At 61.6% G+C, this 13886-nt stretch carries 9 protein-coding genes; 5 read left to right on the forward strand and 4 right to left on the reverse strand.

Annotated features, from left to right (window positions below; all coding sequences use genetic code 11):
* The 3 genes from opgC to L1P05_RS09285 all read right to left on the reverse strand — a co-directional run bounded on the left by opgC (position 1) and on the right by L1P05_RS09285 (position 4126).
* Entirely contained in the window at positions 1-1221 is a 1221-nt protein-coding gene (gene opgC, locus L1P05_RS09275) for an OpgC domain-containing protein (RefSeq protein ID WP_012848769.1), read from the reverse strand.
* A gap of 123 nt (positions 1222-1344) precedes the next feature.
* Complete coding sequence (locus tag L1P05_RS09280; RefSeq protein ID WP_012848770.1) at positions 1345-2610, reverse strand: phosphatidylserine decarboxylase family protein; 1266 nt, start codon at positions 2608-2610, stop codon at positions 1345-1347.
* Positions 2611-2635: 25 nt separating this feature from the next.
* The gene (locus tag L1P05_RS09285) at positions 2636-4126 is read right to left on the reverse strand and encodes a basic amino acid/polyamine antiporter (RefSeq protein WP_012848771.1); all 1491 of its coding nucleotides are present in this window, start codon (positions 4124-4126) and stop codon (positions 2636-2638) included.
* Positions 4127-4660: 534 nt separating this feature from the next.
* On the opposite strand from L1P05_RS09285, the gene L1P05_RS09290 reads away from it, so the two are divergent.
* The 5 genes from L1P05_RS09290 to L1P05_RS09310 are packed head-to-tail and all read left to right on the forward strand — an operon-like array spanning position 4661 to position 12966.
* On the forward strand, positions 4661-6484 hold the full coding sequence (locus tag L1P05_RS09290) for a glycosyltransferase family 2 protein (RefSeq protein ID WP_012848774.1): 1824 nt from the start codon (positions 4661-4663) through the stop codon (positions 6482-6484).
* A gap of 1 nt (position 6485) precedes the next feature.
* Positions 6486-7808, forward strand: a complete 1323-nt coding sequence (locus tag L1P05_RS09295) for a DUF3131 domain-containing protein (protein ID WP_012848775.1) — start codon at positions 6486-6488, stop codon at positions 7806-7808.
* A gap of 9 nt (positions 7809-7817) precedes the next feature.
* Complete coding sequence (locus L1P05_RS09300; RefSeq protein WP_012848776.1) at positions 7818-9380, forward strand: DUF3131 domain-containing protein; 1563 nt, start codon at positions 7818-7820, stop codon at positions 9378-9380.
* Entirely contained in the window at positions 9365-10744 is a 1380-nt protein-coding gene (locus tag L1P05_RS09305) for a DUF3131 domain-containing protein (protein ID WP_012848777.1), read from the forward strand. The genes L1P05_RS09300 and L1P05_RS09305 overlap by 16 nt, the downstream gene beginning before the upstream one ends.
* A gap of 23 nt (positions 10745-10767) precedes the next feature.
* Entirely contained in the window at positions 10768-12966 is a 2199-nt protein-coding gene (locus tag L1P05_RS09310) for a glycoside hydrolase family 2 protein (RefSeq protein WP_012848778.1), read from the forward strand.
* A 13-nt stretch (positions 12967-12979) separates the two neighbouring features.
* Here L1P05_RS09310 and L1P05_RS09315 read toward each other — a convergent pair whose 3' ends face one another.
* Positions 12980-13870 carry a hypothetical protein gene (locus tag L1P05_RS09315; protein ID WP_012848779.1) on the reverse strand — a complete coding sequence of 297 codons (891 nt, stop codon included), beginning with the start codon at positions 13868-13870 and terminating at the stop codon, positions 12980-12982.
* Positions 13871-13886: the final 16 nt, after the last annotated feature.

Genomic DNA, 13886 nt, shown 5'->3' on the forward strand with positions numbered 1-13886 from the left:
TCAGTTAGGAACAAGCCGCCGCAGAATACCGAAGCGGGCCATCAGCCACAGCACCGCCAGCGCCAGTCCGTGGGTCAACGTATTCTCCAGCCAGGCATGCTGCCAGAGGCCGAAGCGCACCCACTGACTGATCGCCATCACGACGTACAGATGCAAAATAAAGACATACAGCGAGTTCTGCCCCATCAGAATAAAAAACCAGCCGACGGCGCGGCTGATCGGCAGCCACAGATAGCTCAGCAGCAGATACAGGGCCAGCAGCAGGCAGGCGTCGTTCACCACCCGCAGCAGCCCCAGCTCATTCTTTCCCGCCAGCACGTTGTTGATATAGTCAAAGCGGTAGTCGGGCAGCACGTGCAGAAAGAAGCGGGCGGGGATAAAGGGGTTGGTATTATTCTGGATCACGAAGAACAGCACCAGAAATATGACCATCATCAGGCCGATCACCCGTTTGCCGGGCCGCGTTTTCGCCAGCGACTGCAGCTCGCTTTTATACCAGCCGCACATCACCCCCAGCGTATAGATAAACTGCCAGGCCAGCGGGGGAAAGGCATACTCGAACTGCGCATCGATAATATCCACGGGATACAGCTGATAGGCGATGTACAGCTCCAGCGAAATGATAAACAGCGCGCCGCCGTACCCCCGCTGCAGCATCCACACCACCAGCGGCGTCCCCAGCAGCAGATAAAAATAGAGCCCCAGGATCTGCGTCTGCTGCGGCCCTATCTGTAAAAAGAGGATCTGGTTAAGCCAGGCTTCGCGCGACTGCGCGGCAATCGGATAGAGGGAATAGATCAGCTCATCGTGACGCTGGGTAAAATGGGTTACCTCAAAGCTATTGAGCCACGGTAGCTGGCTGAGGGCCAACACCGACACAATGATCACGATATTCACCGCATACAGCGTCACCGCCCGGCGCAGCAGGGAGTAGGAGACGGTCGGCATATCGCTGTGCTGCAGCTGGCGGCGCTTCGTCTGCCCCAGCACAAAGCCGGACAGAATGACAAAGATTTCGGCGCCGGTGGTAAAGCCAAAGCGCTCTGAGGTAAACAGGTTAAAGACAGAGATAATCTCAACGTGCGTGACGATCATCAGCATCAGCGCAATGCCGCGCATAAAGTCGATGCGCAGATCGCGCGGGCCGTCCGGCACATAGCGCCAGCGGCGCAGATACCCCAGCCCCCTCACCCCTTCTCTGCGTATCCCCGTCATCAGCATGGCACTCTTCATCCACTCCGCGTCGCCGCCCTCTTTGCAGTGTAGAAACAGAGTGAAAAAAAGCCAACTTACGCGGGCGGCGCGGAGTGCCGCAGGAGACGCCCCGACACTCTGCGCCAGCGATCAGCCGACGATCGTCGCCAAGCGGTGATTGACCGGAATATTGTGGCTCTCCAGACCCGGCGTCTGGCCCCCGAGATCGAACTCGATATTGACCTGCGGCCCGAAGAACAGGCAGTGGGTCGAGCCGCCGAAGTGGAACATCCCTATCTGTTCGCCCTTCTTGACATGCTGCCCTTCATACACCGTCACATCGCAGGTGGAGACCTCGGCCATTCCGACCGCCATAAAGCAAAACAGTCCAATTTTGGGATTATCCGCCTGAATGAAGACCAGCGCGCGGGTGGCCAGCTCGGTGATATAGCCCTGAGAGGCATTCGGCCCGGCGGCGTCGTCGCCCTCGCTGAGGGTCTCGGAGTAGTAGCTGCCGGGGATCACACGCACCTTGACCACCTTACCGGAGAGCGGCGCGTGCCAGCGATGGTAGCTCAGCGCGCTGAGGAAGGCCTGATAGACAGTGCCGCCGACAAAGTGGCTGACCAGCGCATCGTTATCCATCATAAACTGCAGCGCGTAGGGCTGTGACTTGATCCAGAACCGATCGCGCAGCTGGACACGGCGGGCCAGGCGGTAGGGCGCCGACTCGCACGCATTGACGATCACGTCGTCATTGTCCGGCTCCGCGACAGGCCGCACCCCCTCGCGAAACTGACGGGTAAAGAAATTATCCCATGAGGTAAAGCCATAGTGCGGCAGCGTGGGATCGCAGATAAAGTCCGAGGCAAAGGTCGGCATTGCCCTGCGCGCATCCTCGCCAAACCAGCCGGAGCGCGGATCCTCGCTCAGTACGTAGGTGCTGTCGGCAGAGCTTAGGAACACGGCCCACGCGTCAAGGATCGTTTTGATATGCTGGTTGATGCGTGCATCCAGAAAACCGCTCCAGCCGCCCTGCGTTGCCATCGACCAGTTAAGAATGGCGTTAAACGGAAAGCCCACCAGCCCGCTCTCATCAAACTCTGGCGCATGGGTCATAATCACATTCATCAGCGCGAGCATATGCTGGTAATCGCGCACCTGGGGTAATCCCACCGGGGAAAGGGGGTGATCTTTTTCCGATACCTGATCAAACATCTGCGTAAACAGCATAAATGCTTTAGGGTCGTTTTCAATAAACTGTTTAAACGATGCAATAACCGGCAGCAGCGGCCCCGTTTGCTGCTCGGCCTTATTCATGATCTTTAGCATCCAGCTGTGAAGCGTCCGCTGATCAGAGGGCATCCATTTCCCTACCGTGTAGGTCTTTTTACAGGGTTTAGCGTTACTATTCATAACAACCTCACTATTAATGGGTGGATTATGACATGCTGTAGACTTGCGGTAAGTGTCCCGTCAGCAACATCCATAGCCCAACGACGGCGGCGATAACAATAAAGAGTGCGAACAGAATCTCCCAGCGCGTAAATACCGCTTCATGGGGCGCCTGCTCTTTACGTGCGACGATAAACACGATCAGTCCAACGGCGTAAATAGCGCAGCCCACCAGAATAAATGACAGCCCCGCGGCGTAGACCAACCAAATACCAAACAGCGTTGCGATCGCGCTGGTAATAAACGCATTGGCGCGGCCACAGCTGGCCTTGGGCGGATATTTTCCGGTCGCCATCACCTTCCAGAGAAATGCCGCGGAGCCAATATATGCCGGCAGGATAACCACCCCGGTAATAGAGAGCATCACGTTCCAGGCATTATTGGAGAAGAAGACCAACAGCATCGCCGCCTGCATGATGAGGGTGGATACCCACAGCGAGTGGGAGGCGACGCCGTTTTTATTCAGCGTAGAAAAGAACGTTGGAAAGGTCCCATCTTTGGCGCAGGCCCAGGGGAGTTCGGCAACCAACAGCGTCCATACCAGCCACGAGGAGAGCAGCGCGATAATCACGCCAATATTGATAAAGACGCCGCCCCATTTCCCCACCAGCGACGCCAGGATCGCCGCCGTCGAAGGGGGTGACATCGTGGCCAGTTCGCCCTGGGAGAACACGCCGAACGGAATGATGCTGACCAGCACGAACAGAACGGTAGCAATGATAAAGCCGAGGATCGTGGCGCGGCTGACCGTCCGCTCGTCAGACTTATCTGACATCACCACCGCCCCCTCAATCCCGATATACATCCACAGCGTCACCAGCATGGTGCTGCGGATCTGGTCAAAGATATCGCCCAGCGGCTTATCGTGCAGCGCGCGGTTATACGCCTCGCCCCAGAAGTCGATGGTCAGCATATGGTGATGAAATGAAAAGAAAAGTAGGATAGCGATAAACAGCAGAATCGGTATAAACTTCGCGATCGTACCGATATTATTCAGCACCGAGGTACCTTTCACCCCCCGCATCACCAGTATGCTCAGTCCCCAGATAATGACCGAGGCAACCGTAATCGCCTGCCAGGTATTACCGCCTTTGAAATAGGGAGGGAAAAAGAAGTTCAGCGCATCCATCAATAGTACGGCATAGCCCACGTTACCAAACGCGGCGGACATCCAATATCCCCAGGCGATAAGAAACCCGGTCAGCTTACCGAAGCCGGCGCGAGAATACATATAGATCCCGGAGGTCATTTCCGGATGAATCGCAGAGAGAATTTGAAAGGTTCTCGCCAGAGTAAATATACCCACCCCGGTGATAACCCATGCGATTAATATCGCCCCCAGCGCGGCCGACTGCGCCATATTTTGCGGGATATTAAAAACACCACCGCCAAACATCGCGCTGATGACTAATAGCGTCATCGCCAACACGCCTAGCGGCTTTGCTTTTCCTTCGTCTTGCTGATGACTATCGGACATAATTATCTGCTCCAGATGACGAAAAAATTATTATGGCAGCGCCCCCATACAGTTAAAAGCGACTTTATCGAATCAGCGTATAAATTTATCTATCCGGTGTATTTTTTAGGCTGTTAATTACTTACGTGGATAAATAGCCATGTATTATATTTGATAAGAAAACACAACTAACCGTATGATAATAAGTAAAAACACCGCCGTCAGATTATATATCAAGGTGCCCGACGGCAAATCCCGCGCTATTTTCACCGCGGCACAGATGACGGCGATGTTAAACAATCGCCGGCGCCGCGCCATTTTGTGAAATATTCTATTTAATCAGCAGGGTGGCATAATAATATAGGCGCCCGGCGCCCTTTCCACCGCCCCCGCCTCGCGGGATTCGCCGGTCCGTCTCCGCCGCGCCGATAGGGGATATAGCATCCTCATCGGCGCGAACGATTTATCCTGCCCGTCGCCTTGCCGCCTGTTAAGCCTACGCTACACTGATACGGTAAAGCGCTGTCATCATGCGAAGGATCCGGGGAGACTGCCATGCACTTTTATTTTTCACCGTTTGAAGCGCGGCGTCCCCCGCCCCCTCTGATCAACCATCCCTGGATAAACTTTCTCTGGCAAATGCTGATCGTGGCGGCCCTGCTGCTGGGGGCCAACTATATTCGCTGGCGCTGGATGGACTCCCTCAATTACGACGCGCTCTGGTACTCCGTGCCGCTGGCGTTGGCCGAAACCCTGGCCTATATCGGCACCTGTCTGTTTACCATCAACCTCTGGCAGGTGCGGGACCCTCTGCCGCATCCGGCCCCCGACGATATCCGCCAGTGTCTGGCCGACCCCGAGGGGATCGCGGCGCGCCCGCTGAAGGTCGACCTGTTTATCGCCACCTACTCCGAAGACCCCGAGCTGGTGCGTCTCTCCATTCAGGATGCCAAGCGGATCGACTACCCGCATCCCCTGGAGTATAAAATCCACGTGCTGGACGACGGCCGCCGCGACGCCATGCGCCAGGTGGCCGAGCAGGAGGGCGTCAACTACCTGACCCGCGACAATAACGCGGGCTTCAAGGCCGGCAACCTGCGTAACGGCATTGAGCAGACCGACGGCGACTTTATCGTCATTTGCGATGCCGACACCCGGGTCTTTCCCACCCTGCTGACGCACACGCTGGGCTATTTCTGCGATCCGAACGTCGCCTGGGTACAGACCCCGCAGTGGTTTTACGATCTGGCGCAGGGCACGCCGCTGCCGCACTGGCTGGCGCGCAAGGCCGGGCGCGTCGGCGCGCTGACCGGGCGACTGATCGAGCGGCTGGTCGGTCCCCTGCGCGTCGGCGAAGATCCCTTCATGAACGATCCGCAGATGTTTTACGACGTGATCCAGCGTCGCCGCAACTGGGCCTATGCCTCGTTCTGCTGCGGCGCGGCCTCGCTGCACCGGCGTGAGGCCATCATGCAGACCGCCCTGCGCCAATACGCGATGGATATCGAATACGAGATCGATCGCCATACCCACGCGGTGGACGATCCGCAGCTACGCCGGGATCTGCAGCAGGCCATGCTGCCCCACGTCGCCTATGATATGGAGCTGATGCCCTACCGTTTTCACGTCTCGGAGGATATCTATACCTCGATCATGCTGCACGGCGACCTTGAGCACCCCTGGCGCTCCGTGCTGCACCCGCAGGTCGAGTCCAAAATGCTCTCGCCGCAGGATCTGCAGACCTGGATGATCCAGCGCTTTAAATACGCCGCCGGTTCACTGGATATTCTGCTGCACGACGGCGTACTGCACAGCCGGCAAATCCGCCTGTCGCTGGCGCAGAAGCTGCTGTACGGCGCCACCTTCTGGTCCTATCTGGCCTGCCTCTGGAACCTGATTTTCCTGATTGCGCCGCTGGTTTACCTGTTCAGCGGGATCCCGCCGCTCTCCACCTACTCCACCCCGTTCTATCTGCACTTTGTGCCGTACCTGGTGCTGTGCGAGCTGGCGTTTATGTTCGGCACCTGGGGGATCGCCTCCTGGAACGGCAAAGCCAGCTATCTGGCCCTGTTCTCCATGAATCTCCGGGCGCTGGATACCGTGCTGCGCGGGGAGAAGATCCGCTTTCGCGTCACGCCCAAGGAGCGGCAGCAGGGCAACTTTCTCAGCCTGATCAAGCCACAGCTGGCCATCGTCACCCTGACTCTGCTGGGGCTGACCTGGGGTGCGATCCAGCTGGCGCTGGGGAACATCCGCGATCCCTCCGGCTATATCATCAATATCTTCTGGGGCGGTATGAACATCCTGGCGATGCTGCCGATGATCAGCGCCGCCCTCTGGCAGCCGCCGGCGGAAGACGCCGAAGGCGGGGAGCGCTGATATGAGGCTATCGACCCACCTGCTGCGCGCCAGAAGCTATATCGCCACGCTGTGCGGTTTTCTGCTGGCCCTCGCCATCGTGCTGCATATCGAGCGCCACCAGCCGCCGCCGCCCATTCCGCTGACCCTGCAGACCCTCGGCGGCGACTTTCCCCAGCTGCCCGCGACGCGCGGCCTGACCTTTCAAGAGGCCATTTGGGCGCGCATCGCCTGGCAATACTTCATCAATAACACCCAGCCCAGCGGGCTGGTCAACGCCGTCGATCGCCAGCCCTACGCCAGCCTGTGGAGCAGCGGCGATCAGCTGATGGCGCTGATGGCCGCCCAGCGGCTGGGGATCATCGGTCAGGCCGAGCTGGATCGGCGCCTGGATGCGACGCTGCAGGCGCTCGCCGCCCTGCCGCGCTCGGCGCAGCGAATGCCCTGGCAGTACTACCACAGCGCCACCCTGCAGCCCCTGTCACCGCAGACCGATGACGGGGTCACCTGGTCCGCCAACGACATCGGGCGCCTGCTCAGCGCGCTGCAGATCTGCGCCGCCCGCTATCCCGAACACGGCGCGGCGATCAACCGTCTGCTCGCCGACTGGCCGCTGGCACAGATGTTTCGCCAGCGCCCCTACGCCCCCTTCGCCCTGCGCGATACCCCGCGCTGGCGCCTGATCGGGCTGAATGACCGCCCCGGGCTCGGCTACCGCCTGTACGCCCAGGCGACGCTGGGCGGCATCACCCCCAGCGCCGCCGTTACGCTGCAGCAACCGCTGAGCGATCAGCCCACCGTTAATATCGACGGCATGGTGCTGCCCTACGATGCGCTGATCACCCTACGCCAGACCGACCACCCGCTGATCTTCGTGCAGCCCTACATCCTGGCGGCGCTGGAGTATGGATTCAGCCTCGACAATGCGGCGGTCACCTGGCGCATGGTGCTGGCGCAGGAGAGCCGCTATAACCCGCAGACGGGCAAAAACTTTATCTTTGACGATCGCGAGTCGCCCACGCTCGCCGCGCTGAGCGTCCGCCCCACGACCACGCCGCCCCCGCTGCTGTTTTCGGCCAAGGCCGCCTTCGGCTGGTACGCCCTGCTGGGCACCCCGTGGAGCGAACGGCAGCGACAGCAGGTTCTGCCGCTGCTGCAGCCTGGCCGCGGGTGGCATGATGGCCTCCGCCTGGACGGCAGCGTCAGTCCAACCCTGAGCGCCGCCACCAACGCCCTAATCCTGGAAAGTCTGCTATACCAAATACAGGGACCGCTGCGCTGTGCCTACTGCCAGCCCGACGATCCGCCGCTCTCCGCCCCCCCTGCGGGAATACAGATGCAATAAGGAATGCCTATGTCACTGCCCATGCCGCACCCACGTTCCCTCCTGCGCCTGATCGGCTTGCTGTGGCTGGCGCTGCTGCTGATCCTGGGCGGCGCCGCCGCGCGAGCTGAAACCATTCTGCCGGCGGCCGGCTACCCGCCGCGCCACGGCGATCTGACGCCGCAGGAGATGGCGGTCGCCCAGAAGGCCTGGTCCTACTTCGTCACCAACTATCAGCCGACCACCGGGCTGGTTAACGCGGCCAACGCCTACCCCTCGACCACCATGTGGGATACGGCGTCGTACATAGCGGCGCTGACGGCGGCGCGCGAGCTGGGGCTGGTGGATAAAGCCACCTTCGATCAGCGCATGATTAAGCTGCTGGCCACCCTGAATAACCTGGATCTGTTTCAGGGACAGGCGCCGAATAAGGCCTATAACACCCTGACCGCCCAGAAGGTGAACTACATCAACCAGCCGGGCGAAATCGGCTACTCCGCGCTGGATCTGGGGCGCATGCTGATCTGGCTGAAAATCATCAAAGATCGCTATCCCGAATACGCCAACGATATCGACAATCTGGTGCTGCGCTGGGACTTTAGCCATATCATCGATCCCTGCGGCACCCTGTATGGCGCCGTGCTGGACGGAAAAAATCAGCCGCTCTACGTGCAGGAGGGACGCCTGGGCTACGAGGAGTACGCCGCCGCTGGCTTCCAGCTGTGGGGGTTTAACACCTGCCAGGCCTCCCGCGCGGAGCCCTACCAGCTGGCCGATATTTATTGCGTGCTGGTCCCCTACGATGCGCGCGATCCCAGACCGACCCAGCAGCACAACTATGTCACCACCGAGCCCTATGTGCTGTATGGCATCGAGCTGGGCTGGAATAAGGCCGGCGCCGCGCGCGCGGCCGATGGCAAGGAGAACCACCCGTGGATGCATGACTTCGCCAACCGCGTCTATCAGGCGCAGGAAAACCGCTACCAGATAGCCGGGATCGTGACCGCCCGCTCCGAACACCAGCTGGATCGCGCCCCCTACTTCGTCTATGACACGGTCTTCTCCGACGGCTACGACTGGAATACCATCACCGACAAAGGGGTATACACGCCGGAGGATGCGGCCGTCTCCCTGAAGGCGGCGCTGGGAATGTGGGCGCTGTGGCAGTCCCCCTATACCGATCTGCTGTTCAGCACCATTGAGAATGCCAACGACGCGCCCAAAGGCTTTTACGAGGGGCTGTACGAAAACGGCAGCGGCCCGATCCGTGAATTCACCGCCAACAACAACGGTATCATGCTGGAGGCCCTGCTGTTTAAAAAACAGGGTAGCCTGTTCGCCCCCGCGCGCGCCGGCGGCGATGGCGCCGCCCCGTCGCTGTGGGATAAAACCCTGCTGAACGCCTTTGATGAAAGCAACCGGACCCATAATCGCCCCTACCTGTCGGCGACGCCCCATCAGAGCAGCTGGTGTAAACAGCAGGGGATCGCCCTGCGCGCCGCGCCGGCCTGCCCGAGCTGCCAGTGCGCCGCCTGCACCTTGGACGCCCCCATCCAACTGCCGCCGGTCAGCGCATCATGCTTAAAACCCTGATCGGCGCAGCCGCGATCGCTATCCTGGCGCTGACGGCCTGGTCGCTGTCGGCGCCGCCGACGGCGCTGGAGACGGGCTGGCGCTACCTCAGCCAGGGAGGCTGGCACCACGCGGGCCGACTGGGGCAGCTTACCCCCGACGAGCGCCAGTGGGCGACCATCGCCTGGCGCTATTTCCAGAACAACACCCAGCCCGACACCGGGCTGGTCAACGGCCAGGACAACTATCCGCTGACCACCCCGGCGCAGATGGGCGATACCCTGGTGGCGCTGGTCGCGGCGCAGCGGCTGGGGCTGCTGGAGGCCGAGGAGTTTGACCGGCGCCTCTCCGCGCTGCTGGCCACCCTCTCCCGTCTGCCCTTAAACGGCGCCGGCTTGCCCAACCGCTACTACGACAGCCAGCGGCTGACCATGGTGAACGGGGCGCGCCAGCCCGCCGACGACGGCTGGTCAGCCGGCGACATCGCCCGCCTGCTGCTGGGGCTGCGGCTGGTCACGCTGGCGGCGCCGCAGTACGGCGGCTTTATCGATCGCATCGTCATGGGGTGGAACTTCTGCCCTATGCTGACCCCGCAGGGGGCGCTGCAGGACGGCGAGTGGCGGCAGAATCACTGGCAAACCCGCCCTATCGCCAATCTGGCCCAAAGCCAATACGCCGCCGCCGCGATGGGGCTGTGGGGTTTTGATGCCCCGCTCAGTGCGGCGCCGCCCTATAAGCACGCCATCATCGGCCCCAATTCCATCGCGACGGCAGACCGGGATCCCCGCCTGGGCGGCGGCAACCTCAGCGTCGACTCGACCCCCTATCTGCTGGCCGGTCTGGAGTTCAACTGGTCGCCGCCGGGCAAGGCTTCGCTCACCCTGCAGGATCTCAGGTCGCGCGCCCAGTCGGTATACCAGGCGCAGGCCTGGCGCTGGCAGCGCGACGGTATCCTGACGGCGCGTGCAGACTATGCGCTCAACCGCGCGCCCTGGCGGGTCGATAACGCCGTCTTCGCCAACGGCTATCCCTGGAACGTACTGACGGAGGGGGGAGAGTTCCGCCCCGAGCTGGCGTTGACCGCAACCCGGGCGCTGTTCGGCCTGTGGGTGCTGTGGGATAGCCCCTATACCGATGCCCTGATGCAGCTGGGGCGCTGGCCGCGGGACGATCGGCGCGGCTGGTACGAAGGTCGCTTTGAGCGCAGCGGCGAATACAATCCGGTGATGACGCTCAGCACCAACGCCATGGTGCTGGAGTCTCTGCTGTATAAGCAGAACAACGGCCCGCTGATCGACCGCCTGCCGCCGCCCGGCTATCTGGAAAGCCAGCTGCGCGAGCCCCTGAACTGGCCGCGGCGCTGTCTGCCCCAGGAAGGACGTTAACGTTACTACGCCAAGGAGCGCACATGACCCGAACGCCGATCACCGCGCTGACGCTGCTGCTGAGTCTGCTGCCGCGCCCCGGCGCCAGCCAGACGCTGAGCCTGGACGGCGCCTGGCAGACCCACGACGCCAATCCCCCCTTCAGCACGCCCGAGACCCTGCGCCAGCAGGGCGAAGCCTGGCGGACGCTGCGGGTTCCCGCCAATTGGTACAGCCAGGGGATCGATCACCAGGGCGCCCTCTGGTACCAGCGCGAGTTTACCCTGCCGCCCTTGGCGCCAGACCGCATGGCCACGCTGATCTTTAACGGCGTCGACTACCGGGCCGACGTCTGGCTCAACCAGCGCTACCTGGGCGCCCATCAGGGCTATTTCCAGCGCTTCGCACTGGACGCGGCGCCGGCGCTGCGGCGCCACAACCGCCTGCTGGTGCGCGTCGACAGCCCCTTTGAAACGCCGGGGCGCGCCTGGCCGCTGCACAAACAGAGCATCAAGGGTATCCTGACCCAGCACGACACGCGTCCCGGCGGCGCCTGGTCGGCGCAGGGGCAGGATGCGAACTCCGGCGGCATCTGGCAGCCCGTCAGCCTGAAAATCAGCCGCCGGGCCGCCATCGATAATCTGCTGCTGACCCCGACCTTCTCCGCCGATGGCCAGCAGGCCTCGCTGGCGCTGCGTCTGGACTACCGCGCCCAGGAGACGCTGCCGGCCACGCTGACGCTGCAGATGACGCCCTACAATTTTGTCGGGCGCACCTACCGCCTGACGCTGCCGCTGACCCTGCGGCGCGACGGCGAGGTCGAGGCCCAGCTGCCGCTGCCGCGGGTCGTCCGCTGGTGGCCCGACGGCTATGGCTATCCCGCGCTGTACCACGTCCGCGTCGCGCTGCGCGATGCGCAGGGCGTGATGGACAGCACATCGCAGATCACCGGCATCCGCCAGTTCAGCCAGAATGCGCAGACCAAAGCCTGGTATATCAACGGCAAGCGGATTTTCCTGCGCGGCACCAACTACATCGCCTCGCCCTGGCTCGGCCAGGTCAGCGCCGCGGACTATCGCCGCGATCTGCTGATGATGAAGCGCGCCAACGTCAACACCGTGCGCGTCCACGCCCACGTCGCCGGACAGGCGCTGTACCGTCAGGCCGACGAACTGGGCATGATGCTGTGGCAGGATATGCCGCTGCAGTGGGGCTATGACGACTCCGCCGCCTTCGCCGCCGAAGCCGCCCGACAGGCCACCGCGCTGGTGCGTCAGTTTGGCTCTCATCCCTCCATCATTATCTGGGCCGGACAGAACGAACCGCCGTTCAACGCCCCGTGGATGAAGGATCTGTTCGCCGACTGGCGGCCAGACCTGAACCGGAATCTGGCTCAGCGGGTCGCCGAGGCGCTGGGACAGGATAGATCCCGCGGCCTGCACCCTTGGTCGAAGGTCGATGAACACTTTTGGCAGGGCTGGTACTTCGGTAAGGTCACCGATGTGCTGAAGCCCGCCTACAGCGCCATCATCACCGAATTTGGCGCCCAGGCCCTGCCCTCTCTGCCGACGCTGCAGACCATCATTCCCCCGGCGGATCGCTGGCCGGCCAGCGAGGATGGCCGCGATCCCGCCTGGCGAGTCTGGATGTACCATGACTTCCAGCCCGGCAATGCCTTTGGGCTGGCCGGGCTGCACCGGGGCCGCGATCTGGCCGACTTTATCACCCGTACCCAGCAGAATCAGGCGCACATCATCCAGCTGGCCGCCGAGAGCTATCGCCGCCAGCGCTTTCAGCCGGTCACCACCCTGATGCAGTTCATGTTCAGCGAGAGCTGGCCCTCGATCAACTGGGCGGTGGTGGACTACACCCGCCAGCCTAAGCCGGGGTACTTCGCCCTCCAGCGCGCCTTTCAGCCGATTCTGCCCTCCATTGAGCCGATCACCCTGCAGTGGCACCCCGGCCAGCCGGGGCAGATCGCGCTGTGGGCCATTAACGATACCTGGCGCGCCCACCCCGACAGCCGCCTGGTTTGGCAGCTGCGTCAGGGCGGTATCGTGTTAAATCAGGGGGAGTTGACCTTTGCCCTGCCCGCCGACAGCGGACAGCGGCTGCGCCAGCTGACGGTAACCCCCCGCGACCAGCAGGATATGTGGCTCTACGCCACGCTGTATGATGCACAGGGGGAACCGCTGGGGAAAAACAGCTACCGTATCGAGGTGCAGGCACCGACCCCGCGCTAGCGACGCGCGGGGCTCAAAACGGCAGCGTCCAGCTCAGGTTGAGGGTGCCCTGGCGGAAGTTGGCGTTGCGATCGCCGCGCCAGGCATAGCGCGTGCCGCTGTAGTTATCATAGTGAATCGACAGCGATCCGGGCTCATAGCCGGAGACATAGCCCACGCTGTAGCTATAGTCGGAATCCCAGGGCTGCTGCTGCCCGCGGTCTGGGTAGTAAAACGCGGAGACGCGCAGAAAGTAGTGCTGCTTCAGGGTATAGCCGCAGCTGCCCAGCAGCGTATTTTTCCCACGCTTCATCTGATTGTCCTGCAGGGAGTAGTAGCGCGGGCCATAGCTGTAGCCCACCTGACAGGACAGGCTGTCCTGGGGGAACAGCAGCAGATGCTTATTCCAGCTCTCCGGCAGGGCAAACTTATAGGCCGCGGTGATGGTTCCCTGCTCGATATAGGTCCGCCGCTGCCCCTGCTGGGGGTAAAAATGGTTGTTATCGCCATAGTTACTGTATACCAGGCTAAAGGTGCCGGGATGCCAGTCGTCATAGCCAAAGCTGTAGACAAAGTCAGTCTGATAGCGGTTGAGATCCTGCAGCGGGACCCGCACCGTCATATTGGCAAAAAAGTAGCTCAGCGGTGAATACTGAAAGCTGGCCAGCATGCGCTGGTTGACGATATTACGCATCTCGCTCTGGGTGTCGTTCACCGGCACATTTATCCACTGATGCGACAGCGGCGTGCTGTAGGTCAGCGCCGTGGAAAACGTCGCCTCACTGCCGGAGAACAGACGCGCCCATGGGGTGGTAAACACCTTTACCGGCGGCGGCGTTCCACCGCCCTGATCGGCCTGCGCCGCCAGCGGCGCAGTACAAAATAACAATGCCAAACCTACGCTAATACCAACCTGCTTATCCATTATGTTATCCGCCTAT

The sequence above is a fragment of the Edwardsiella piscicida genome, assembly GCF_021733145.1.
GTDB classification, from domain to species: Bacteria; Pseudomonadota; Gammaproteobacteria; order Enterobacterales; family Enterobacteriaceae; genus Edwardsiella; species Edwardsiella piscicida.

Excerpts from the sequence above, each read along its gene's own strand:
- opgC (WP_012848769.1), bottom strand. The coding sequence starts at position 1,221 with ATGCTGATGACGGGGATACGCAGAGAAGGGGTGAGGGGGCTGGGGTAT.
- L1P05_RS09280 (WP_012848770.1), bottom strand. The coding sequence starts at position 2,610 with ATGAATAGTAACGCTAAACCCTGTAAAAAGACCTACACGGTAGGGAAA.
- L1P05_RS09285 (WP_012848771.1), bottom strand. The coding sequence starts at position 4,126 with ATGTCCGATAGTCATCAGCAAGACGAAGGAAAAGCAAAGCCGCTAGGC.
- L1P05_RS09290 (WP_012848774.1), top strand. The coding sequence starts at position 4,661 with ATGCACTTTTATTTTTCACCGTTTGAAGCGCGGCGTCCCCCGCCCCCT.
- L1P05_RS09295 (WP_012848775.1), top strand. The coding sequence starts at position 6,486 with ATGAGGCTATCGACCCACCTGCTGCGCGCCAGAAGCTATATCGCCACG.
- L1P05_RS09300 (WP_012848776.1), top strand. The coding sequence starts at position 7,818 with ATGTCACTGCCCATGCCGCACCCACGTTCCCTCCTGCGCCTGATCGGC.
- L1P05_RS09305 (WP_012848777.1), top strand. The coding sequence starts at position 9,365 with ATGCTTAAAACCCTGATCGGCGCAGCCGCGATCGCTATCCTGGCGCTG.
- L1P05_RS09310 (WP_012848778.1), top strand. The coding sequence starts at position 10,768 with ATGACCCGAACGCCGATCACCGCGCTGACGCTGCTGCTGAGTCTGCTG.
- L1P05_RS09315 (WP_012848779.1), bottom strand. The coding sequence starts at position 13,870 with ATGGATAAGCAGGTTGGTATTAGCGTAGGTTTGGCATTGTTATTTTGT.